Annotated in this window: 24 protein-coding genes; 7 read left to right on the forward strand and 17 right to left on the reverse strand. The window is 69.9% G+C overall.

Features of this window, described 5'->3' with window-relative positions; translation table 11 throughout:
• Window positions 1–82 precede the first annotated feature (82 nt).
• The 3 genes from ychF (at window position 83) to rpoH (ending at window position 5514) form a co-directional block, all read left to right on the forward strand.
• Entirely contained in the window at window positions 83–1177 is a 1095-nt protein-coding gene (gene ychF, locus P1K89_RS06860; RefSeq protein WP_284615637.1) for a redox-regulated ATPase YchF, read from the forward strand.
• An 86-nt stretch (window positions 1178–1263) separates the two neighbouring features.
• The gene (locus P1K89_RS06865) at window positions 1264–4446 is read left to right on the forward strand and encodes a CHASE domain-containing protein (RefSeq protein WP_284615638.1); all 3183 of its coding nucleotides are present in this window, start codon (window positions 1264–1266) and stop codon (window positions 4444–4446) included.
• Between the two features lie 144 nt (window positions 4447–4590).
• On the forward strand, window positions 4591–5514 hold the full coding sequence (gene rpoH, locus P1K89_RS06870) for an RNA polymerase sigma factor RpoH (RefSeq protein ID WP_284615639.1): 924 nt from the start codon (window positions 4591–4593) through the stop codon (window positions 5512–5514).
• Window positions 5515–5592: 78 nt separating this feature from the next.
• On the opposite strand, the gene P1K89_RS06875 is transcribed toward rpoH, so the two are convergent.
• The 5 genes from P1K89_RS06875 to P1K89_RS06895 are packed head-to-tail and all read right to left on the reverse strand — an operon-like array spanning window position 5593 to window position 9646.
• The gene (locus P1K89_RS06875; RefSeq protein ID WP_284615640.1) at window positions 5593–6201 is read right to left on the reverse strand and encodes an SCO family protein; all 609 of its coding nucleotides are present in this window, start codon (window positions 6199–6201) and stop codon (window positions 5593–5595) included.
• A complete protein-coding gene (cyoE, locus tag P1K89_RS06880; protein ID WP_284615641.1) occupies window positions 6189–7094 on the reverse strand; it encodes a heme o synthase in 906 nt (301 codons plus the stop codon). Before cyoE ends, P1K89_RS06875 begins: the two co-directional genes overlap by 13 nt.
• A 15-nt stretch (window positions 7095–7109) precedes the next feature.
• Window positions 7110–8258, reverse strand: coding sequence for a COX15/CtaA family protein (locus P1K89_RS06885; protein WP_284615642.1), 1149 nt, complete (start codon window positions 8256–8258; stop codon window positions 7110–7112).
• 4 nt (window positions 8259–8262) lie between these two features.
• Window positions 8263–8961, reverse strand: a complete 699-nt coding sequence (locus P1K89_RS06890; protein ID WP_284615643.1) for an SCO family protein — start codon at window positions 8959–8961, stop codon at window positions 8263–8265.
• Entirely contained in the window at window positions 8918–9646 is a 729-nt protein-coding gene (locus tag P1K89_RS06895; RefSeq protein ID WP_284615644.1) for an SURF1 family protein, read from the reverse strand. Before P1K89_RS06895 ends, P1K89_RS06890 begins: the two co-directional genes overlap by 44 nt.
• Window positions 9647–9676: 30 nt before the next feature.
• Here P1K89_RS06895 and P1K89_RS06900 point away from each other — a divergent pair, with 30 nt between their 5' ends.
• A complete protein-coding gene (locus P1K89_RS06900; protein ID WP_284615645.1) occupies window positions 9677–9895 on the forward strand; it encodes a DUF2909 domain-containing protein in 219 nt (72 codons plus the stop codon).
• Between the two features lie 63 nt (window positions 9896–9958).
• Here the strand turns inward: P1K89_RS06900 and P1K89_RS06905 are convergent, their stop codons facing one another.
• From P1K89_RS06905 to P1K89_RS06940, 8 genes are all read right to left on the reverse strand, one after another.
• On the reverse strand, window positions 9959–10843 hold the full coding sequence (locus P1K89_RS06905) for a cytochrome c oxidase subunit 3 (RefSeq protein ID WP_284615646.1): 885 nt from the start codon (window positions 10841–10843) through the stop codon (window positions 9959–9961).
• A 47-nt stretch (window positions 10844–10890) separates the two neighbouring features.
• The gene (locus P1K89_RS06910) at window positions 10891–11130 is read right to left on the reverse strand and encodes a DUF2970 domain-containing protein (RefSeq protein ID WP_284615647.1); all 240 of its coding nucleotides are present in this window, start codon (window positions 11128–11130) and stop codon (window positions 10891–10893) included.
• A complete protein-coding gene (locus tag P1K89_RS06915) occupies window positions 11127–11777 on the reverse strand; it encodes a cytochrome c oxidase assembly protein (RefSeq protein WP_284615648.1) in 651 nt (216 codons plus the stop codon). Before P1K89_RS06915 ends, P1K89_RS06910 begins: the two co-directional genes overlap by 4 nt.
• Window positions 11778–11813: 36 nt before the next feature.
• Window positions 11814–11933, reverse strand: coding sequence for a cytochrome oxidase small assembly protein (locus P1K89_RS06920; RefSeq protein ID WP_284615649.1), 120 nt, complete (start codon window positions 11931–11933; stop codon window positions 11814–11816).
• A gap of 20 nt (window positions 11934–11953) precedes the next feature.
• On the reverse strand, window positions 11954–13579 hold the full coding sequence (gene ctaD / locus P1K89_RS06925; protein ID WP_284615650.1) for a cytochrome c oxidase subunit I: 1626 nt from the start codon (window positions 13577–13579) through the stop codon (window positions 11954–11956).
• Between the two features lie 43 nt (window positions 13580–13622).
• A complete protein-coding gene (gene coxB / locus P1K89_RS06930; protein WP_284616324.1) occupies window positions 13623–14747 on the reverse strand; it encodes a cytochrome c oxidase subunit II in 1125 nt (374 codons plus the stop codon).
• 53 nt (window positions 14748–14800) lie between these two features.
• Window positions 14801–15400 (reverse strand): DUF2244 domain-containing protein, encoded by a 600-nt coding sequence (locus P1K89_RS06935; protein WP_284615651.1) that lies wholly within the window; start codon window positions 15398–15400, stop codon window positions 14801–14803.
• Window positions 15401–15494: 94 nt separating this feature from the next.
• Complete coding sequence (locus P1K89_RS06940; RefSeq protein ID WP_284615652.1) at window positions 15495–16406, reverse strand: methyltransferase domain-containing protein; 912 nt, start codon at window positions 16404–16406, stop codon at window positions 15495–15497.
• Between the two features lie 53 nt (window positions 16407–16459).
• Between P1K89_RS06940 and P1K89_RS06945 the strand changes: the two genes are divergently transcribed.
• Complete coding sequence (locus tag P1K89_RS06945; RefSeq protein WP_284615653.1) at window positions 16460–17203, forward strand: ComF family protein; 744 nt, start codon at window positions 16460–16462, stop codon at window positions 17201–17203.
• A 37-nt stretch (window positions 17204–17240) separates the two neighbouring features.
• The gene (locus tag P1K89_RS06950; protein WP_284615654.1) at window positions 17241–17711 is read left to right on the forward strand and encodes a tRNA (cytidine(34)-2'-O)-methyltransferase; all 471 of its coding nucleotides are present in this window, start codon (window positions 17241–17243) and stop codon (window positions 17709–17711) included.
• A 60-nt stretch (window positions 17712–17771) separates the two neighbouring features.
• On the opposite strand, the gene P1K89_RS06955 is transcribed toward P1K89_RS06950, so the two are convergent.
• The 4 genes from P1K89_RS06955 to P1K89_RS06970 form a co-directional block, all read right to left on the reverse strand.
• A complete protein-coding gene (locus tag P1K89_RS06955; RefSeq protein WP_284615655.1) occupies window positions 17772–18758 on the reverse strand; it encodes an NAD(P)H-dependent glycerol-3-phosphate dehydrogenase in 987 nt (328 codons plus the stop codon).
• Window positions 18759–18772: 14 nt separating this feature from the next.
• Window positions 18773–19243, reverse strand: coding sequence for a protein-export chaperone SecB (secB, locus tag P1K89_RS06960; protein WP_284615656.1), 471 nt, complete (start codon window positions 19241–19243; stop codon window positions 18773–18775).
• A 141-nt stretch (window positions 19244–19384) separates the two neighbouring features.
• Window positions 19385–19645, reverse strand: a complete 261-nt coding sequence (gene grxC, locus P1K89_RS06965) for a glutaredoxin 3 (RefSeq protein ID WP_284615657.1) — start codon at window positions 19643–19645, stop codon at window positions 19385–19387.
• 129 nt (window positions 19646–19774) lie between these two features.
• Window positions 19775–20179 (reverse strand): rhodanese-like domain-containing protein, encoded by a 405-nt coding sequence (locus tag P1K89_RS06970; protein WP_284615658.1) that lies wholly within the window; start codon window positions 20177–20179, stop codon window positions 19775–19777.
• Between the two features lie 81 nt (window positions 20180–20260).
• On the opposite strand from P1K89_RS06970, the gene gpmA reads away from it, so the two are divergent.
• The gene (gpmA, locus tag P1K89_RS06975; protein ID WP_284615659.1) at window positions 20261–21004 is read left to right on the forward strand and encodes a 2,3-diphosphoglycerate-dependent phosphoglycerate mutase; all 744 of its coding nucleotides are present in this window, start codon (window positions 20261–20263) and stop codon (window positions 21002–21004) included.
• The last annotated feature ends 10 nt before the right edge of the window (window positions 21005–21014 follow it).

Genomic DNA, 21014 nt, shown 5'->3' on the forward strand with positions numbered 1-21014 from the left:
TGCCGGTCGTCGGCGGCGTCCTAAAATTGCCGCCTTTCGCCCCTCTTGGCCGCCCGCCCGGCGCCGGCCCCGAAAGCCTTCCATGAGCCTCCAATGCGGCATCGTGGGCCTGCCCAACGTCGGCAAGTCCACCCTTTTCAATGCACTGACCAAGGCCGGCATCGCTGCCGAGAACTACCCGTTCTGCACGATCGAGCCGAATGTCGGCGTGGTCGAGCTGCCGGACCCGCGGCTGAGCAAGCTGGCCGAGATCGTCAAGCCCGAGCGCGTCGTGCCGGCGATCGTCGAGTTCGTCGACATCGCGGGCCTGGTGGCCGGTGCCAGCAAGGGCGAGGGCCTGGGCAACCAGTTCCTGTCGCACATCCGCGAGACCGACGCGATCGTCAACGTCGTGCGCTGCTTCGAGGATCCGAACGTGATCCACGTGGCCGGCAAGGTCGATCCGATCGCCGACATCGAGGTCATCCAGACCGAGCTCTGCCTGGCCGACCTGACCACCGTCGAGAAGGGCCTGCTGCGCTACACCAAGGTGGCCAAGGCCGGCGGCGACAAGGAAGCGCAGCGCATCGTCGACGTGCTGAAGAAATGCCAGGTGGCGCTCGACCAGGCGAAGCCGGTGCGCAGCATCGACTTCAGCAAGGAAGAGCTGGTGGTGCTGAAGCCGCTGTGCCTGATCACCGCGAAACCGGCGATGTTCGTCGGCAACGTCGCCGAGGACGGCTTCGAGAACAACCCTTTCCTGGACCGCCTGCGCGAATACGCGGCGAAGCAGAACGCGCCGGTGGTGGCGATCTGCGCCAAGACCGAGGCGGAACTGGCCGACATGGCCGACGAGGACAAGGTGATGTTCCTGGCCGAGATGGGCCAGGACGAGCCGGGCCTGAACCGGCTGATCCGCGCCGCGTTCACGCTCCTGGGGCTGCAGACCTACTTCACCGCCGGCGTCAAGGAAGTGCGCGCCTGGACGATCCACATCGGCGATACCGCGCCGCAGGCCGCCGGCGTGATCCACACCGACTTCGAGCGCGGCTTCATCCGCGCGCAGACCATCGCCTACGACGACTTCGTGACGCACGGCGGCGAACAGGGCGCCAAGGATGCGGGGCGCATGCGGGCCGAGGGCAAGGAGTACGTCGTCAAGGACGGCGACGTGATGAACTTCCTGTTCAACGTCTAACCCGGCCGGTGCGCGGATGATCGGCGGGTGATGGTAGTCTCGCCCGCGAGGGGGCGCGATCCGACGGCGCCCGACAAGACGCGATGATGAGGGCGCTGCTGGGAGTCGTGCTGCCCGCCGTGCTGACGGCGGCCGCCTACGCCGCGGCCGGTCAGCTGGCGCTGATGCTGGCGATCCCGCCCGGCTACGCGGCCCCGATCTACCCGTCGGCCGGCATCGCGCTGGCGGCGATGCTGGTCTACGGCTGGCGCGCGCTGCCCGGCGTGGTGATTGGCTCCTTCATCGTCAACGCGCTGCTCGCCGCACCGCGCAGCGTGCCCGGCGGCACCGCGCTGGCGCTGGCCGCGGTGATCGGCGTCGGTGCCGGCGCGCAGGCCGCGCTGGGTGACTGGCTGGTGCGCAGCCGCGTGCGCTCGCGCGCGCTGGCCGAACCGCGCGACGTGCTGGCCTTCTGCCTGTTCGGCGCGCTGGCGGCCTGCCTGGTCAACGCCACCATCGCCACCACCGCGCTCAGCGCCGCCGGCGTCGTGCCGGCCGACAACCGGGCCTATACCTGGTGGACCTGGTGGGCCGGCGACTCGCTGGGCGTGCTGATCGGCGCCCCGATCGCCTTGACGCTGATCGGCCAGCCGCGCAGCGACTGGGCGCCACGCCGTATCGCGCTGGCGCTGCCGCTGCTGGCGGCGACCGGCCTGCTGGCGGTGGCGACGATCCAGGTGGCGCGGCTGGAGGAACTGCGCAACCGCACGGCCTTCGAACGGGCCGCCAGCGCCGCGGCCGAAGCGGCGAGCAACCAGCTGCAGCACGCGCTGTTCGCGCTCGAGGCGATGCATGGGCTGTTCATCGCGTCCGGCGAGGTGTCGCGCGAGGAGATGCAGCGCGCGGCGGGGCCGTGGCTCAGGCTGCCGGTGCAGTTGCAGGCGATCGGCTTCAGCCAGTCGGTGCCGCGCGCCGACTTCGCCCGCTTCGAACAGCAGGCGGCCGCCGCCGACGGGCGGCCGATGCGCATCTTCGAGCGCCGCGAGCGCGGCGGCGAACCGATCTCGGCGCAGGACGCGCAGGCGCTGGTGATCCGCTACGTCGAACCCTTCGAGCGCAATGCCAGCGCGCTGGGCGTCAATGCGCTGTCGATCCCCGCGGTGCGCGAAGCCGTGCAGCGGGCCATCGGCACCGACGAAGCGGCCGCCTCGGCCGGCTTCCGGCTGACGCAGGAGATCGGCGACCAGACCGGCATCGTGATCTACCGCGCGCTCTACCGCGGCGAGCCGCCGGCCAGCGAGCGCGCCTCCGCGTTGCGCGGGGTGGTGTTCGTGACGCTGCGCATGGAGCAGTCGCTGGCCGCGGCGATGCGGGACCAGCCCGGCTTCCTGCGCTGGTGCCTGATCGATGCCGACCCTGCCGCGCCGCGCGTGCGCCTGGCGGGTGCTCCCGGCTGCGAGTCGGCCGCCGCGGCGCCGTACAGCGTGGAGCGGATGCTGAGCATCGGCGGACGGCAATGGCGCCTGCGCCTGTCGGCGGTGGCCGGTGAATTCGCCGAGGCCGGGCCGCTGTCGGCCTGGCTGTTCTCGACCGTCGGCCTGCTGTCGACGGCGATGCTGGCCGCGCTGCTGCTGACGGTCACCGGCCGCACGCGCCGCATCGAGCATGCGGTGACGCAGCGCACCGCCGAGCTGCAGCGCGAGATGGTCGAACGTGCACGCAGCGACCAGGCCCTGCGCGAAAGCGAGCAGCGCCTGCGCAACATCCTCGACCACGCGCCGATCGGCATCGTCTACGCCGACCTCGCTGGGCGGGTGCGGGAGGCCAACCCCAAGTTCCGCGAGATGCTCGGCTACAAGGCCGACGCGCTGACCGGCCGCACGCTGGCGGAGTTCACCCATCCGGACGATCGCGCCGACGATGCGGAGCTGCTGGTGCAGCTGATCCGCGCCGATGCCCGCCCGGACGGTGGTGCCCCGACCCGCCGCAAGCGGCTGCTGCACCGCGACGGGCCGCTGGTCTGGGTGCAGATGACGCTGAGCGTGCTGCGCGACGCCGCCGGCCAGCCGCAGCGCCTGGTCGCGGTGGTCGAGGACATCACCGAGCGGCTGAAGCTGCAGGATGCCGAGCGCGGCCGCCAGCTCGCCGAATCGGCCAATCAGGCCAAGAGCGAGTTCCTGTCGCGCATGAGCCACGAACTGCGCACGCCGTTGAACGCGATGCTCGGCTTCGCGCAGCTGCTCGAGCTCGACCGCCAGCCGCCGCTGTCGGCCCACCAGACCGAGTGGACGACGCAGATCCAGCATGCCGGCTGGCACCTGCTGGACATGATCAACGACACGCTGGACCTGTCGCGCATCGAGGCCGGCACCCTGCGACTGGAGACCGTGCCGGTCGACCTGGCGCCGCTGCTGCGCCTGTGCGTGGCGATGGTCGAACCCTCGGCCGGGCGCCGCGGCATCCTGCTGCGCGAGCATGTCGATCCGGCCGCACGCACCGTGCAGGCCGATCCGACGCGGCTCAAGCAGGTGCTCACCAACCTGCTGTCGAACGCGATCAAGTACAACGTCGAGCGCGGCCGCGTCGACGTCGAGACGGTGCGGGGCGCCGATGGCCTGATCGAGATCCGGGTCACCGACACCGGCCAGGGGCTGAGCGAGGTGCAGGTCGCCGAACTGTTCCAGCCCTTCAACCGGTTGGGCCGCGAGCACAGCAACATCGAGGGCACCGGCATCGGCCTGGTGATCAGCCGCCGCCTGGCCGAGCTGATGGGCGGCAGCCTGCGGGCCAGCAGCCGGCTCGGGCTCGGATCGACCTTCGTACTCAGCCTGCCCACCGCGGCGCTGGAGGTCGACGAGGACACCGGCGACCAGGCGCTGGATGCGCTGGCAGCGCCCTACCGGCAACGCCGCGTGCATTACGTCGAGGACAACGAGACCAACGCCGAGGTGATGCGCGGCATCCTGGCGCAGCGCCCGCAGGTGACGATGAAGGTCTCGACGACGGGGCTGGATGGGCTGGCGGCCATCCGCGCCGAGCCGCCCGATCTGATCCTGCTGGACATGCACCTGCCCGACATCGACGGGCTGGAGCTGCTGCGACACCTGAAGCGCGACGTGCATACCGGCGGCGTGCCGATCGTCGTCGTCTCGGCCGACGCCACGCCTTCGCGCGTCAACGAGGCGATCTCGGCCGGTGCGGTGCACTACCTGACCAAGCCGCTCAATCTGGCGAGTTTCCTGCACCTGGTTGACGGCCTGCTCGAGGAAGCGGATACGCGGTTCGGATAGAAGTCAGTGCTTGCTACCAAAGAAAGCACTGAATTTCGAACTTTGCGCGGCGACAAGTCCCTCGCTCGAGGTCCTTAGCACTCCTCGCCAGCGAGTGCTAATATCCTGGGAACTCCACGAGCCTTCGGCTTGTCACATCTACCCATGAACCTGTCCGCCACCACCGCCTTGTCCGTCCGCGACCCGTGGGCCCTGGTGCCTTCGCTGGGCAACCTGGACGCGTACATCACTGCCGTGAACCGCCTGCCGATGCTGACGCAGGAAGACGAAACCCAGTTCGCGCGGCGCCTGCGCGACCAGGGCGACCTGGAAGCCGCCGGCCGCCTGGTGCTGTCGCACCTGCGCCTGGTCGTGTCGGTGTCGCGGCAGTACCTGGGCTACGGCCTGCCGCAGGGCGACCTGATCCAGGAAGGCAACGTCGGCCTGATGAAGGCGGTCAAGCGCTTCGATCCGGAACAGGGCGTGCGCCTGGTCAGCTACGCGCTGCACTGGATCAAGGCCGAGATCCACGAATACATCCTGCGCAACTGGCGCATGGTCAAGCTGGCGACGACCAAGGCCCAGCGCAAGCTGTTCTTCAACCTGCGCTCGATGAAGCAGAGCCTGAAGAGCGACGCGACAGACGAACAAGCGCACCGCCATACCTTGTCGGCGAGCGAGATCGAGCACATCGCGCAGCAGCTGAACGTCAAGCCGTCCGAGGTCATCGAGATGGAGACCCGGCTGTCCGGTGGTGATGTCGCGCTGGAACCGCAGACGGACGACAGCGAAGAAAGCTTCGCGCCGATCGCCTACCTGGCCGACGAAACCGGCGAGCCGACCCGGGTGCTGGAGTCGCGTCGCCGCGACGCGCTGTCGACCGACGGCCTGACCCAGGCGCTGGCGACGCTGGACCCGCGCAGCCGCCGCATCGTCGAGGAGCGCTGGCTGCAGGTCAACGACGACTCGAGCGGCGGCAAGACGCTGCATGAGCTGGCGGCGGAGTTCGGCGTGAGCGCCGAGCGCATCCGCCAGATCGAGGTCGCGGCGATGAAGAAGATGCGCAAGGCGATGGAAGCTCACGTCTGACGGCGCGTCGTCACGTCCTGAACAAGAACGCCGGCCCGAGGGCCGGCGTTTTCGTTGGTGCGGGCAGCGCCGCGTCCTTCAGGCCTCGGCCAGCAGCAGCTTCAGGTCGTCGGCCAGCGCCTTGCTGCCGCTGCCGTAGCGGGTGAAGAGCCGCACCCGGCCCTGCGTATCGAACACGTAGGAGCCGGCGGTGTGGTCCATCGTGTAGCTGCCTTCGGTCTTGCCGGGCACCTTGGCGAAGAAGACCTTGAACTCCTTCGCCGCGGCCTTGGTCTGCTCGCGCGTGCCGCGCAGCGCGACGAAATCGGCGCCGAAGTTCGCCATGTAGGCCTTCAGCAGCTCGGGGGTGTCGCGTTCCGGGTCCACCGTCACGAAGATGCCCTGCACTTTCGCGCCGTCCGCACCCAGCGCGCGCTTGACCTCGGCGAGCTCGGCCATCGTCGTGGGGCAGACGTCCGGACACTGCGTGTAGCCGAAGAAGACGACGGTGACCTTGCCCTTGAAGTCCGCCAGCGTGCGCGGCTGCCCGTTCTGGTCGGTCAGTGCGAGCGTGCGCGCATAGTCGGCACCGGTGATGTCGATCGACTTGAACTGCGGCTTGGCGACATCGCAGCCGGCGGCCGCAGCCACCGCTGCAGACGCCGCCACCAGCAGACTGCGGCGGCGCAGCGGATTCAGGTGAGCCATGGCCAGACGTAGTGGTCGACCAGCAGCGCGGCGAACAGCAGCGCCAGGTGCATGATCGAGAAGCGGAAGGTGCGGCGAGCCAACTGGTCGCTGTAGTGGCGCCACAGCCGGAAGGCGTAGGCGATGAACCAGCCGCCGAGCACGGTGGCCGCCACCAGGTAGGGCCAGCCGCTCATGCCGATGACGAAGGGCAGCAAGGTCGCGGCGAACAGCACCAGCGTGTACAGCAGCACGTTCAGGCGCGTGAAGTCGCTGCCGTGGGTGACGGGCAGCATCGGCAGGCCGGAACGCCGGTAGTCCTCGACGCGGTACAGCGCCAGCGCCCAGAAGTGCGGCGGCGTCCACAGGAAGATGATCAGGCACATCACCAGCGCCTCGGGGCCGACCTCGCCCCGCATCGCGGCCCAGCCGAGCACCGGCGGCATCGCGCCGGACGCGCCGCCGATGACGATGTTCTGCGGCGTCAGCGGCTTCAGCACCACGGTGTAGACGATCGCATAGCCGACGAAGGTGGCAAAGGTGAGCCACATCGTCAGCGGATTGACCCACACGTACAGCAGCGCACTGCCGGCGCCGCCGAGCAGCAGCGAGAAGACCAGCGCCTGCGTGCTGCTGAGCTCGCCCTTGGCGGTCGGCCGCCAGGCGGTGCGCGCCATCTTCTGGTCGATGCGCTGCTCGACCAGGCAGTTGAAGGCCGCCGCGGCGCTGGCCACCAGCCAGATGCCGGCGGTCGCGGCCAGCGCGGTACGCAGGTCGGGCAGGCCCGGCACCGCGAGCAGCATGCCGATCACCGCGCAGAAGACGATGAGCTGCACCACACGGGGCTTCGTGAGCACCATGTACTGCGACCAGCGGGACGCGGGCCGGGCGGCGGTGGCGAGCGAGGGATTCATCGGGAGGGGCGGATTTTAGGCAGGCCGCCATTCCGCACTGCGGGCCATGGCTGCCTGCGGTGCCGTCCGCCAGCGTGACCACAGCGCGCCGAGCACGCCGACCAGCGCGGCCGCGCCGGCGCTGTGGCCGAGCGCCGCGACGATCGGCCAGTCGAGCACGACGTTCGACAGTCCGGAGGCGATCTGCACCACCAGCAGGCCAGCGAGCAGCAGCGCGAAGCGTCGCGGCGTCGCCCCGCCGTCGCGCAGCAGGCCGACGACCAGTGCGATCAGCGCGGCCGTCGCGACCAGCGCGAACAGGCGGTGCACCATGTGGATCGCGACCAACGCATCGAACGGCAGAAAGCCGCCATGCCCGGCGCGGCCGAGCTCCCGCAGCAGCGTGAAGCCGTGTTCGAAGTCCATCGCCGGCCACCAGGCACCGTTGCAGTCCGGAAAACCGCGGCAGGCCAGCACCGCGTAGTTGCTGCTGACCCAGCCCCCGAGCGCGGCCTGCAGCAGCAGGATCGCGAGGGTCGTGCCGATCGCCCACCGGGGCAGGCGGCCGTGCAGCGGCTGCACCGGCTGTATCGGCCGGTTGGCGAACGACTCGCGCTGCAGCACCAGCAGCAGCAGCAGGATCAAGCCGCCCATCAGGTGCAGCGTGACGATGGCCGGGTACAGCTTCAGCGTCACCGTGTACTTGCCGAACAGGCCCTGCACGATCACCCAGACGAGCGTCAGCGTCGGCCACCAGGGCGAATGCGGCAGCTGGGCGCGCTTCCACCAGCTGCCGATCGTCGCGACGAGGATCAGCAGGCCGACCGACATCGCGAGGTAGCGGTGGATCATCTCGATCCAGGCCTTGCCCCAGGTGACCGGGCCGCTCGGCAGCGCCGCCTGCGCCTCGCCGATCTCGCTGCGCGCGCCGAAGGGGCTGGCTTCGCCGTAGCAGCCCGGCCAGTCGGGACAGCCGAGACCGGAGTCGGTCAGGCGGGTGAAGGCGCCGAAGACGATCAGGTCGAAGGTCAGGAACAGGGTCAGCGCGGTCAGCGCGGCGAGGCGGGCCGACGCGCCCGACGTTCGGCCACGCCACCACCACCACGCGAGCATCGGCAGGGCGACCAGCAGCGCCAGCAGGGCCAGGCGCGGCAACGGTGCGAGGTTGACGAGCGAGGTGTTCATCGGGTCAGCGTCCGGGCAGGTCCCAGCTGGCCGACGCCCGCAACAGGCGCTCGAGGTCGCGCTTGAGCCTGGCCGGGTCGGGGTCGGCCGGCGCGCGCATCATCCACTCGCCCATCGGATCGACGATGTACAGGTGGTCGTCCAGCGCATGTCCTTCCGCGGGCTTCAACCAGGCGGCAACCGCGGCCCGCGGCAGACGCAGCACCTGCGTCGCCGGCGACTGCTCGATCGCGGCCTGCAGCGGCGCGGCGATCGGCGCGTCGTCCACCACCAGCCACAGCTTGTCGATGCGGTCGCGCTCGCGGCCGGTCATCTCGCGCAGCTGGCGCTGCAGGTACAGCCGTTTTTCGCACGCCGCATCGCAGGCACCACTGCCGACGACGACCAGCAGCCATTGGCCCTTCAGGCTCTGCAAGGCGACGGGGCGGCCGTCCGGCCCGCGGGCGTCGACCGACGGCAGCGCGACGGTCGGCTGGATCAGCTCGGCGTAGTTCGTGCCGCGGCCACCGGGCTTGACCACGTAATAGAGAAAGTAGCTGGCGATCACCGGCATCGCGCAGACCAGCAGGATCAGCAGCATGCGGATGCGGCCGCTGCGCCGCTGCGTGTCGTCCGGCAGCGCAGGATTCGGCAGACCGTGCACGGTCAGGCCGAGCGGCTCAGCGGCCGCCGCGTCGGGGACGGAGGATTTGGAACCAGACATAGAAACCTGCGATCAGCGCGGACAGCGCGAACCACTGGAAGGCATAGCCGTGATGCTTGCCGGTGTCGAGCACCGGCTGCGACCAGCGGCGCTGCAGGGGCTCGGCCGGCGCCGAGGGCTCGTCGAGCTGCTGGATCGACAGCGGCCGCAGTCGGATGCCGATCTCGCGAGAGAAGTCGTCGAGCACCAGATTCTGCCGGATCGGGCCACGCTCGCCTTCACTGAAGCCCAGCAGCGACGATGGCGGCGGCGCGATGCGCCCGAACAGGCGCACCGCGCCCTCGGGCGTCGGCAGCGCCGGCAGCTGCGTGCGGTCCTGGAAGTTGCGCGGCAGCCAGCCGCGCTGCACCAGCACCGCGTCGCCCGGCGCGAGCTCCAGCGGCGTCAGCACGAAGAAGCCGGGCCGGCCATCCATCTGGCGGTTGTCGAGGAAGACGGTGCGCGCGGCGAGCCAGCGACCGCTGACCACCACAGGCCGGTAGTGCTGGCCCACGGCCGCCGCTGCGTCGCGCGCGAGCTCGGCCTGGGGCAGCGGCGGCTGCGTCGAGCGCGTGCGGATTGCGTCGGCGATGGCCTGCTTCTGCGCCGCGCGATCGAGTTGCCAGACGCCGAGCCGCGCGGTGCCCGCGCAGGCGGCAACCGTCGCGACGAGGAAGATCGCGCGCTCGCGCCAGCCCGCGATCACGCCTGGGACCCCCGCCGATAATCGGCGCCGATGAAGACCGTGATCGTCGTGATGCTGGTGCTGGTGCTCGTCGCGCTGGCCAGCGCCGGGCTGCTGATGCTGCGCAGGAAGACCGACCGCAACGACCGCGACGCCCGCATGGCGCGAGCGCTCGCGCTGCGGGTCGGGCTGTCGATCGCGCTGTTCCTGTTCATCCTGCTCTCGTGGCACCTGGGGTGGATCAAGCCGTCGGGGCTGCCGCTGCGCTAGTGTCGTGGCACCAGAAAAAACGCCGCCCGATGGCGGCGTTTTCGTTTCGACAGATCGAGAGGGTCAGAGCCAGTAGACGAGGAAGTACAGGCCCAGCCAGACCACGTCGACGAAGTGCCAGTACCACGCGGCGCCTTCGAAGCCGAAGTGGCGCTCCGGCGTGAAGTGGCCCTTCATCAGCCGCAGCGTGATGAACACCAGCATCAGCATGCCGACGAACACGTGGAAGCCGTGGAAGCCGGTGAGCATGAAGAAGGTCGAGCCGTAGATGCCCGACGTGAGCTTCAGGTTCAGGTCGCGGTAGGCATGGATGTACTCGTAGGCCTGGAAGCCGACGAAGGTGATGCCCAGCAGCACGGTCAGCCACATCCAGGCGATGGCCTTCGAGCGCTGGCCGGCGATCACCGCGTGGTGGGCGATCGTCAGCGTCGCGCCGGAGGTCAGCAGGATCGCGGTGTTGATGGTCGGGATCGGCCACGGGCCCATCACGCGGAAGGGCTCGACGGTGTCCGCCGGCGACGCGGTGGAGCCGGTGCCGCCGCTCGGCCACACGGCGCGGAAGTCCGGCCACAGGATCTCGCGGTGGTCGATGTCGCCGAGCATCGGCACCGAGTAGACGCGGGCCCAGTACAGCGCGCCGAAGAACGCGGCGAAGAACATCACCTCGGAGAAGATGAACCAGCTCATGCTCCAGCGGTACGACACGTCGACGCGCTCGGAGTACTGTCCGCTCTCGCTCTCGCCGATCGAGTCGCGGAACCAGAAGAACAGCGTGGCCAGCCACCAAACCAGGCCGGCGGCCAGCGAATAGGCCCCCCAGCCGTGGCCGTTGACCCACTGGCCGGCGCCGAGGATCACCAGGAACAGGCCGAAGGCGGCCATCACCGGATGCCGCGACGGCGCCGGGACGAAGTAGTAGGGGGTCACCCCTGGAGTCGCTGCGGACATCTTGTGTGCTCTCCTCGAAACCAAAAAACCTGTCTGCGGGCCACGCGTCAGCGCGCGACCCCGCTGCCGACGACCCAGCGCACCACCAGCACCAGGACGCCGATGAAGATGGCGGCGCCGATGATGCCGGCGACGATCACGTGCACCGGGTTCAGCTTCTCCACATCCTTCGCATACTCGGACGACTTGCGCACGCCGAAGAACGACCAGCCGACCGCGCGCATGGTCTGCAGGAACGAACCCTTGCGGGCCGCCGCGCCCTTCAGGCCGTTGCGGTCGTCGCTCACGACGCCTTCTCCGCGTCGCGCACCGACGGCGCGGCGGTCGACTTCAGCACCGACGGCGCCGTGGCCGACTTCGGCGCCACCTTGCCGCCGACCTCGAAGAAGGTGTACGAGAGCGTGATCGTCGTGACGTCCTTCGGCAGCTTCGGGTCGACGTAGAAGACCACCGGCCACTGCTTGCTCTCGCCCGGCTTCAGGACGTACTCGTTGAAGCAGAAGCACTCCAGCTTGTTGAAGTGCGGGCTGGCCTGCATCGGCGCGTAGCTCGGGATGGCCTGCGCGGCCATCGTGCGATCCTGCACGTTCTTGAACTCGTACATCACCGTGGCGAGCTCGCCCGGATGCACCTCGATCGACCGCTGCGCGGGCTTGAAGTCCCACGGGCCGCGCGCGTTGGCGTCGAACTCGATCGTCACCTTGCGCGAGTAGTCGACCTGCGTGCTGCCCTTGCGCTCGCGCGTGCCGGCGAGGCCCGCTGAGGTCAGCCGTTCGCTGACCGACAGCACGTTGATGCCGAGCGCCTCGCAGATCGAGTAGTACAGCGGCACCAGCGCGTACGCGAAGCCGAACATCGCGAGCGCGATGACCGCCAGCTTGCCCAGCATGCGACGGTTGTCGCGATGCAGCAGCCCGGGCTTCGTGGTCGACATGGTGCCGCGTCTTTCGCGTGTGTAGCGCCTGCCGCGTCAGCGGCCGAACAGCACGACCTTGGCGACGAAGCCCAGGCCGAATACCAGCGCGGCGGATGCGAGCGTCCACGCAAGGCGGCGGTTCGCCTTGCGCTGCTCTTCGGTGGATCGGGCCATCGCAGTCATCGCGGCGATGGTCAGCCGATCACCTTGGTCGCCGTCGCATCGAGCTTGGGCGGCGTCTCGAAGGTGTGGAACGGCGCCGGCGACGGCACTTCCCATTCAAGGCCTTCGGCGGCTTCCCACGGCTTCTGCGGTGCCTTCTCGCCCTTGCCGCGCATCATCGGCACGCAGATGAAGAGGAAGAAGTAGACCTGCATCAGGCCGAAGCCGAAGGCGCCGATCGACGCGATGGCATTGAAGTCGGTGAACTGCAGCGGGTAGTCGGCGTAGCGGCGCGGCATGCCGGCCAGGCCGAGGAAGTGCATCGGGAAGAAGGTCAGGTTGAAGAAGATCAACGAGCCCCAGAAGTGGATCTTGCCGCGCGTCTCGCTGTACATCACGCCGGTCCACTTCGGGCCCCAGTAGTAGACGCCGGCGAACAGCGCGTACAGCGAGCCCGCCACCAGCACGTAGTGGAAGTGGGCGACGACGTAGTAGGTGTCCTGCAGCTGGATGTCGATCGGCGCCATCGCCAGGATCAGCCCGGTGAAGCCGCCCATCGTGAACACGAACAGGAAGCCGACCGAGAACAGCATCGGCGTCTCGAAGGTCATCGAGCCGCGCCACATCGTGGCGATCCAGTTGAAGATCTTCACGCCGGTGGGCACCGCGATCAGCATCGTCGCGTACATGAAGAACAGCTGGCCCGTCACCGGCATGCCGGTGACGTACATGTGGTGGGCCCAGACGATGAACGACAGGATCGCGATCGACGCCGTCGCGTAGACCATCGACGTGTAGCCGAACAGGCGCTTGCGGGCGAAGGCCGGGATGATCGCGCTGACGATGCCGAAGGCCGGCAGGATCATGATGTAGACCTCGGGGTGCCCGAAGAACCAGAAGATGTGCTGGTACATGATCGGGTCGCCGCCGCCGGCCGGCGTGAAGAAGCTGGTGCCGAAATGGCGGTCGGTCAGCGTCATCGTGATTGCGCCGGCGAGCACCGGCATCACCGCGATCAGCAGGTACGCGGTGATCAGCCAGGTCCAGGCGAACAGCGGCATCTTCATCAGCGTCATGCCGGGCGCGCGCATGTTCAGGATCGTCACGATGATGTTGATCGAGCCCATGATCGACGACGCGCCCATGATGTGCATCGCGAAGATGCCGGCGTCCATCGACGGGCCCATCTGCAGCGTCAGCGGCGCATAGAGCGTCCAGCCGGCCGCCGGCGCACCGCCGGGCATGAAGAACGAGCCCGCGAGCATCACCGCCGCCGGGATCAGCAGCCAGAAGCTCAGGTTGTTCATGCGCGCGAAGGCCATGTCCGACGCGCCGATCTGCAGCGGGATCATCCAGTTCGCGAAGCCGACGAAGGCCGGCATGATCGCGCCGAAGACCATGATCAGCCCGTGCATCGTGGTGAACGAGTTGAACAGCTCCGGGTTGAAGAACTGCAGGCCGGGCTGGAACAGCTCGGCGCGGATGCACAGCGCGAGCACGCCGCCGATCATCAGCATCGTGAACGAGAACAACAGGTACATCGTGCCGATGTCCTTGTGGTTCGTCGCGAACAGCCAGCGACGCCAGCCATGCGGGGCGTGGTGCGCGTGATCGTCGTGGTGATCGTGGGCAGCGTGTTGCGGGAGGACGGCGCTCATCGGCGGGCCTTTCAGCGGTCTGGTGCTCTGGAAATCTTCGGAATTACTTGCGGGCGGCGACCAGGTCGGCCGGCTGCACGATCTGGCCGGTCTTGTTCGACCAGGCGTTCTTCGTGTAGCTGATGACCGCGGCGAGCTCAGTATCGGACAGCGTCTTCCACGCCGGCATCGCGCCCTTGCCGTGCAGCACGATGTCGATCTGCTTGGCCTTGTCGGCGTCCTTCACGATCGGCGAACCGTCCAGCGCCTTGATCGGGCCGGCACCCGAGCCGTCGGGCTTGTGGCAGACCGCGCAGTTGGCGGCGTACACCTTCGCGCCGCGCGTCAGCAGCTCGTCGAGCGTCCAGGTCTTGTTCGGATCGTCGGCCTTGGCCGCCATCTCCTTCTTCTTGCCCTCGACCCACTTCGTGTAGTCGGCTTGTGACACGACCTTGACGTGGATCGGCATGTACGCGTGCTCCTTGCCGCACAGTTCGACACACTGGCCGTAGAAGTCACCCGTCTTTTCGGCGCGGAACCAGGTGTCGCGCACGAAGCCCGGGATCGCGTCCTGCTTGACCGCGAAGGCCGGCACCATCCACGCGTGGATCACGTCGTTGGCGGTGGTGATGATGCGGATCTTCTTGTTGACCGGCACCACCAGCGGGTTGTCGACCTTCAACAGGTAGTTGTCGCCGGCCGGCTTGGCGGCGTCGGACAGCTGGCGCTGCGTGACGTCCAGCGTCGACAGGAAGCCGATGCCCTCGCCTTCGCCCTTCAGGTAGTCGTAGCCCCACTTCCACTGGTAGCCGGTGGTCTTGATCGTGAGGTCGGCGTTGCTGGTGTCCTTCATCGCGACGACGGTGCGCGTGGCCGCCATGCCCATCACGATGACGATGGCGAAGGGCACGATGGTCCAGGCGATCTCGACGGCCACGCTCTCGTGGAAGTTCGCCGGCTTCGCACCCTTGGACTTGCGGTGCTTGAAGATCGAATAGAACATCACGCCGAAGACGGCGACGAAGATCACCAGGCACACCACCAGCATGAAGTAGTGCAGCCCCTGGATGTCCGACGCGATGCGCGTCACCGGCTCGTGCAGGTCGAGCTGGTTGGTCTTCGGACCGCCGGGCAGATCAGCCACCGCGGCCGCGGCCCGCGCGGCCGGGCCGGCCAGCAGGGTCGCCATGCCGAGGCCGGCTGCGGCGATGCGATGGCAAAGCGTCTTTGTCGTGTTCATCGTCATGCTTGAAGTTCGTGATCCCAATCCGGTCCACCGCCGGCACCAATCGACGCAGACCCTGCCTGCGACAGGCGCAGCGCGCAGCGCAGCTCCTCGGCCAGTTCGTCGCGCAGCTCGGGCCGCACATGGCGGCCGATGCGTACGCTGCGTCCCTCGCCCGACAATTCCACCAGCGAGCCGGCACCTGCGGCGGGCTCGACGCGCACCCAGTCGGCGCTGAAGCGCGTGCATTCCACTTGCGGGCCGACGCGCTGTTCGACGGCCATCTCGCGGCCGGCCAACGTGATCAGTTCGCGGTCGCCGGCATGGCGCGCCATCACCAGCATCGCGGCGCCCACCGCCAGCAGCTCGACACCGGCGAACAGCAGCACCGACGGCACGCCCTGGCTCCAGAAGCCGACAGCCACGACCAGCACCAGCGAGCACAGCAGCCCGTAGGCCGACAGCAGCTGACGTGGCGAAATGGCGCAGTTGCGGCGCAGGTCCCAGCGCCAGCTGCCCTCGTCGGCCCCCGTGCCGCGGCGGCCGAAGCGCCAGCCGCCGTCGCGACGGGGCGACGCCGGCGCGGGCCAGGGGCTGGGGGCAAGGGTGGCGGTCATTGGGCGGCGGCTCGAGGAACAGGCGTGCCCTTCGATGGCGGTTGGTCCTGGAACGGACCCGGGCACGGCTGAACCGCGGGATTCTAACCAAGCGTCACGATGTGCCCGGCCCCGCGCGGCGCGAACGCAACGAGGCGCGCAGCTCGTCGAGCGGAATCGCCACCGGCGCACCGGGCGGCGGCTTGGGCGCGGCCTTGAAGGCATGGCCGTAGACAAGCTCGAAGCGCAGCGCGATGCGGCCCTGCGCGTCGGCGCGCTCGGCGAGCGCGGATTTCAGCCGCTCGCGCCATCGCGGCGTGCGCAAGCCCGGCGTGCGCTGCAGCCCGAGGTGGCCGCCGAGCGAGCGCAACTCGGCCAGCAGTGCGTCCGGCGACGACCAGTGCAAGGTCAGCGTCTCCTGGTCCATCACCGGGTCGGCGAAACCGCCGTGCACCAGCTGGTCGCCGATGTCGTGCATGTCGGTGAAGGGTGGATGGGGTGCGGGCCAGCCGAACTCCTCGTACAGCGCACGCAGCTCGCGCAAGGTGTCGGGGCCGAGCGTCGAGAACATCAGGAAGCCGTCGGCCGCGAGCGCCGCGTGCCAGCGCGCCAGCAGCGCCTCGGGCTGCGGCGACCAGTGCAGCACCATGTTCGCCCACAGCATCGACGCCGACTGCGGCGGCACCTCGTGCTCGCGCCAGACCGGCGACACCTCGCCGGCCGGCAGCCAGCGCCGCCACCACGCCGGCCGCAGCGCGGCCTGGCTGCGCTCGGCCAGCGCCGCGGTCGGTTCGATCACCTGGCGCCGAGCGTCCGGCAACACCGTCGCCACGGCGTCGGCGCTGCCGCCGAGAAAGCCCCACCAGTCCAGCCAGCGCGCGGGCGGCTGCTTGATCAGCGGCAGCCGTTCGGCCATGCGCCGGGCGACCTCCTGGTGCAACCAGGGCGCGGCCTCGGCCCGCGCGAGCCGATCGAGCACGCGCGCGACGGCGCGGGCATCGGTGCGGGGTTCGGGCGGCGGGGACATGGGACCGGGTTCGAGGGACCGGGCTTAACAGGGCCGGGCAGTATATTGAGCCGATGATCATCGACGGCCTGTCCGGCCATCGCCTGCCGCGTCGAACCGGGACCACCGGCCGCTTCGGCTTCCCGCGCCAGTGCCCGCTGTGCCGCGGCTGGACGGCGCAGCCGCTGTGCGCGGACTGCCTGCAGCGCTTCGCGGCGCCCGCACCGCGCTGCGGCCGCTGCGCGCGGCGCCTCGGCGTGGCGCTGCCGGCCTGCGCCGACTGCCTGCGCCAGCCGCTGCCCTTCGAACGCTGCCTCTGTGCCGGCGACTACGCGTTTCCGTGGGACCGGCTGATCGCCGACTTCAAGTTCCGCGGCCGCATCGAGCTCGCGCCGGCCCTCGCCGCCGCGCTTCTGGCCGCCCTCTCCGCCGCTCCGGGCCCGGCGGTCGACCTCGTGCTGCCGGTGCCGCTGAGCGATGCGCGCCTGGCCGAGCGCGGCCACCACCAGGCCTGGGAAATCGCCCGTCGCATCGCCCGGGCACGCGGCGTGGCCGCCGATGCGGCGACGCTTCGCCGGCTGCGCGACACGCCGCACCAGGTCGGCCTGAGCCGGCGCGAGCGCGATGCCAACCTGCGCGACGCGATGTGGATCGAGCCGGCGCGCGCGGCGGCGCTGGCCGGCCGCCGCATCGCGCTGGTCGACGACGTGATGACCACCGGCGCCACCGCGGCCGCGGCCGCCGAGGTGCTGCTGCGCGCCGGCGCCGCGGCCGTCGACCTGTGGGTCATCGCGCGCACGCCGGATCCCGGCGACTGACCCTCAGGACCCGCGGTCGGGTGACGACAATGCGCGCATGTTTCACATCGTGCTCGTGCATCCCGAGATCCCGCCGAACACTGGCAACGTGATCCGCCTGGCGGCCAACACCGGCTGCACGCTGCACCTCGTCGAGCCGCTGGGTTTCGCGATGGAGGACAAGCTGCTGCGCCGCGCCGGCCTCGACTACCACGAGTACGCGGCCGTGCATCGACACCCCGACTGGGCCGCGCTGCGTGCCGCGCAGCAGGCGGACGGCGGCCGCTGCTTCGCCTTCAGCACGCGGGGCACCGGCCGCTTCGCGGGCATGGCCTGGCAGCCGGGCGACTGGCTGGTCTTCGGCAGCGAGACCGCCGGCCTGCCCGCCCCCGTGCTGGCCGACTTCGCGCCGGAACAGCGCGTGCGCCTGCCGATGCGGCCCGGGCAGCGCAGCCTGAACCTCAGCAACACCGTCGCGGTGGTGGTGTTCGAGGCCTGGCGGCAGCAGGGCTACGCCGGCGGGGCATGACCGGCACCCGGCCCGGCGAGGACGCCAGGACGCCCGCCCGGCCGCTGCGCGTTCCTTGGATCAGGTCTCCGGCCGGGCCTCGCGCGCCATCAGCTGGCGCAGCGCCTGCGCGGGCGCCAGCCGACCCTCGAGCACCTCGACCACCACGTCGGTGATCGGCATCTCGACGCCCAGCGAGCGCGCGCGCGCCTGCACCACCGGTGCGGTGTGCACACCCTCGGCGACATGGCCCAGCCGCGCGAGGATCTGCGGCAGCGGCTCGCCGGCCGCCAGCAGCAGGCCGACCTTGCGGTTGCGCGACAGGTCGCCGGTGGCGGTCAGCACCAGGTCGCCCAGGCCGGACAGGCCCATGAAGGTCTCCGCCCGGGCACCCAGCGCGAGCCCGAGCCGCGTCATCTCGGCCAGGCCGCGCGTGATCAGCGCCGCGCGCGCGTTGAGTCCGAGCGACAGACCGTCGGCGATGCCGGTGGCGATCGCCATCACGTTCTTGACCGCGCCGCCGACTTCGACGCCGATCGCGTCGGTGGACGTGTAGACGCGCAGATGCTCGCCGTGGAAGGCCTGCACCGCGAGCGCGGTGAGCGTCTCGTCGGCGCTGGCGGCGACCAGCGCCGTCGGCTGGCCACGCGCGACCTCGAGCGCGAAGCTCGGGCCCGACAGCACGCCGGCATGCGCCTGCGGCCGCAGCGCGCGTGCGATCTCGTGGCCGAGCGCGCCGGTGGAAGTCTCGAAGCCCTTGCAGAGCCAGACGACGTTGGCGGCCGCCGGCAGCCGCGTCAGCTGTTCGCGCAGCCCGGCCATCGGCGTCGCGATGACCAGCAGGCCGTCGTCGCCGGCATGGGCCAGCGCCCGCGCGTAGTCGTCGGCCACGGCCAGCGACGCCGGCAGCTGAACCTCGGGCAGATAACGCCGATTGCACGCGTCGGCGCGCATCGCGGCGGCCTGCGCCGGATCGCGCGCCCACAACATCACCTCGTCGTGACGCGCCGCCGCGGCGACGGCGAGCGCCGTGCCCCAGGCACCGGCGCCCAGCACGCTGATGCGCATGGACGGGTGCGTCGTCAGTTCGCGCTGCTCAGCACGCCGCTGCCGTTGCCGTTCTGGGCCTGCGCCTGCTGGGCCTCGAACATGGCCTGGAAGTTCACTTCCGTCAGCATGATCGGCGGGAAGCCGGCGCGCGTGCAGACGTCCGAGACGATCGCGCGCAGGTAGGGGTAGATCATCTGCGGGCAGACGATGCTGAGGATGCCCTGCAGCTGGTCCTGCGGCACGTTGCGGATCTCGAAGATGCCGGCCTGCTTGGCCTCGATCAGGAACAGCGTGCGGTCGCCGACCTTGGTGGTCACCGTCGCGGTGACCGTGACTTCGAACACACCGTCGGCGACGCCGCTGGCCGCCATCGACAGGTTGATGTCGACCTGCGGCTGCTGCTGCTCGAGCAGGATCTGCGGCGAGTTCGGCTGCTCGAGCGACAGGTCCTTCAGGTACATGCGCTGGATCTGGAATACCGGGGTTGCGTCTTGCTCGGCCATGGGATGTGCTTGAAGCAGGTGGGAATGTGAAAAGCCCGCCTCCGTCAGGTGGGCGGGCTGGCTGCGGCGGGCATTATCGCTCGCGCACCCGCGGGCCGGGCCCGCGTCCGCGGGGGGACGGCCCGGACCGGGCAGGCCCGGTCAGGCGCCGGCGAGCAGCGGCGCGAGACCGCCGCTGCGGTCCAGCAGCATCAGGTCGTCGCAGCCGCCGACGTGGGTGTCGCCGATGAAGATCTGCGGCACCGTGCGGCGGCCGGTCAGCTCGATCATGCGCTCGCGCTCGGACGGGTTCAGGTCCACCCGCACTTCCTCGATCTGCTCGACGCCGCGCTGCTTCAGCAGCGCCTTGGCCCGGATGCAATACGGGCAGACCTGCGTGGTGTACATGCGGACGGCATTCATCGACGACGACTTCGGCGGGCAGTGGAGATGAGCGCAATTGTCCAAGCGCGTGAATTGCCTTGCTGGCGCTCGGTCATCGGCCGGCCGCCGCGGCACCGGCCCGGCGGGGTCGCCTCGGCGGCCGGCCGTTCAGGCCTTTTCCGTCGGCAGGTTCGCGTCCCGCCACGCGGCGAGGCCGCCGGAGACGGCGACCGCCTTCTCGTAGCCGGCCTTGCGCAGCAGCCCGGCGGCGCGGTTCGCACGCGCGCCGCTGGCGCACATCAGGATCACCGGCAGCGCCTTGTTCGACGGCAGCTCCTTCGCGCCCTCGAGCGAGCCGAAGGGGATGTGGCGTGCGCCGACCGCATGGCCGGCGGCGTACTCGGCCGGCTCGCTGACGTCGACCAGCACGCCCTTCTCGCGGTTGATCAGGCGCACGGCCTCGGCGGTGCCGATCGTGCCGCCCTGGGTCTTCTGCAGCGTCTGCCACAGCAGCAGGCCGCCCGAGGTGGCGGCCAGGAGGATCAGCGGCCAGTTGTCGACGATGAATTTCACGGCGGATGCGCAAGGGGCTCTCGAAGGGGGCCGGATTATAGAATTCGGCCCCTTTGCCGCCCCACCCAAGCCTGACGCCCCATGTACAAGCTCGTGCTGATCCGCCACGGCGAATCGACCTGGAACCTCGAGAACCGCTTCACCGGCTGGACCGACGTGGAGCTGACGCCCACCGGAGTCGCGCAGGCGCAGGAAGCCGGCCGGCTGCTGAAGGCCGCTGGCTACGAGTTCGACGTCTGCTACACCTCGGTGCTCAAGCGCGCCATCTGGACCCTGTGGCACGCGCTCGACCAGCTCGACCGCACCTGGCTGCCGATCGTCAACGACTGGCGCCTGAACGAGCGCCACTACGGCGCGCTGCAGGGCCTGAACAAGGCCGACATGGCGCGCCAGTACGGCGACGCGCAGGTGCTGCAATGGCGCCGCAGCTACGACACGCCGCCGCCGGCGCTCGAGCCGGGCGATCCGCGCGGCCAGCGCCAGGACCCGCGCTACGCGAAGCTGGCGCCGGAACAGGTGCCGCTGACCGAATGCCTGAAGGACACCGTCGCGCGCGTGCTGCCGTGCTGGAACGAGGTGCTGGCGCCGGCGATCAAGCGCGGCGAGCGCCTGCTGGTGTCGGCGCACGGCAACTCGATCCGCGCCCTGGTGAAGTACCTCGACGGCATCAGCGATGCCGACATCGTCGGCCTGAACATCCCCAACGGCATCCCGCTGGTCTACGAGCTGGACGCCGACATGAAGCCGATCAGGCGCGAGTACCTGGGCGACGCGGAAGCCATCGCCAAGGCCGCCGCGGCCGTCGCGAACCAGGGCAAGGCCTGAAGGCAACGAT

The sequence above is a fragment of the Aquabacterium humicola genome, assembly GCF_030167915.1.
GTDB lineage: Bacteria > Pseudomonadota > Gammaproteobacteria > Burkholderiales > Burkholderiaceae_C > Pseudaquabacterium > Pseudaquabacterium humicola.

What these genes read in the sequence shown, in the direction of transcription:
- P1K89_RS06915 (WP_284615648.1), bottom strand. Translation starts at nt 11,777, where the DNA reads ATGTCGACCACGAAGCCCGGGCTGCTGCATCGCGACAACCGTCGCATG.
- P1K89_RS06890 (WP_284615643.1), bottom strand. Translation starts at nt 8,961, where the DNA reads ATGTCTGGTTCCAAATCCTCCGTCCCCGACGCGGCGGCCGCTGAGCCG.
- coxB (WP_284616324.1), bottom strand. Translation starts at nt 14,747, where the DNA reads ATGGCGACCCTGCTGGCCGGCCCGGCCGCGCGGGCCGCGGCCGCGGTG.
- P1K89_RS06920 (WP_284615649.1), bottom strand. Translation starts at nt 11,933, where the DNA reads ATGGCCCGATCCACCGAAGAGCAGCGCAAGGCGAACCGCCGCCTTGCG.
- P1K89_RS06940 (WP_284615652.1), bottom strand. Translation starts at nt 16,406, where the DNA reads ATGTCCCCGCCGCCCGAACCCCGCACCGATGCCCGCGCCGTCGCGCGC.
- P1K89_RS06955 (WP_284615655.1), bottom strand. Translation starts at nt 18,758, where the DNA reads ATGCGCATCAGCGTGCTGGGCGCCGGTGCCTGGGGCACGGCGCTCGCC.
- P1K89_RS06905 (WP_284615646.1), bottom strand. Translation starts at nt 10,843, where the DNA reads ATGTCCGCAGCGACTCCAGGGGTGACCCCCTACTACTTCGTCCCGGCG.
- P1K89_RS06865 (WP_284615638.1), top strand. Translation starts at nt 1,264, where the DNA reads ATGAGGGCGCTGCTGGGAGTCGTGCTGCCCGCCGTGCTGACGGCGGCC.
- P1K89_RS06875 (WP_284615640.1), bottom strand. Translation starts at nt 6,201, where the DNA reads ATGGCTCACCTGAATCCGCTGCGCCGCCGCAGTCTGCTGGTGGCGGCG.
- secB (WP_284615656.1), bottom strand. Translation starts at nt 19,243, where the DNA reads ATGGCCGAGCAAGACGCAACCCCGGTATTCCAGATCCAGCGCATGTAC.
- P1K89_RS06945 (WP_284615653.1), top strand. Translation starts at nt 16,460, where the DNA reads ATGATCATCGACGGCCTGTCCGGCCATCGCCTGCCGCGTCGAACCGGG.
- P1K89_RS06935 (WP_284615651.1), bottom strand. Translation starts at nt 15,400, where the DNA reads ATGACCGCCACCCTTGCCCCCAGCCCCTGGCCCGCGCCGGCGTCGCCC.
- ctaD (WP_284615650.1), bottom strand. Translation starts at nt 13,579, where the DNA reads ATGAGCGCCGTCCTCCCGCAACACGCTGCCCACGATCACCACGACGAT.
- P1K89_RS06900 (WP_284615645.1), top strand. Translation starts at nt 9,677, where the DNA reads ATGAAGACCGTGATCGTCGTGATGCTGGTGCTGGTGCTCGTCGCGCTG.
- P1K89_RS06950 (WP_284615654.1), top strand. Translation starts at nt 17,241, where the DNA reads ATGTTTCACATCGTGCTCGTGCATCCCGAGATCCCGCCGAACACTGGC.
- grxC (WP_284615657.1), bottom strand. Translation starts at nt 19,645, where the DNA reads ATGAATGCCGTCCGCATGTACACCACGCAGGTCTGCCCGTATTGCATC.
- cyoE (WP_284615641.1), bottom strand. Translation starts at nt 7,094, where the DNA reads ATGAATCCCTCGCTCGCCACCGCCGCCCGGCCCGCGTCCCGCTGGTCG.
- P1K89_RS06885 (WP_284615642.1), bottom strand. Translation starts at nt 8,258, where the DNA reads ATGAACACCTCGCTCGTCAACCTCGCACCGTTGCCGCGCCTGGCCCTG.
- rpoH (WP_284615639.1), top strand. Translation starts at nt 4,591, where the DNA reads ATGAACCTGTCCGCCACCACCGCCTTGTCCGTCCGCGACCCGTGGGCC.
- gpmA (WP_284615659.1), top strand. Translation starts at nt 20,261, where the DNA reads ATGTACAAGCTCGTGCTGATCCGCCACGGCGAATCGACCTGGAACCTC.
- ychF (WP_284615637.1), top strand. Translation starts at nt 83, where the DNA reads ATGAGCCTCCAATGCGGCATCGTGGGCCTGCCCAACGTCGGCAAGTCC.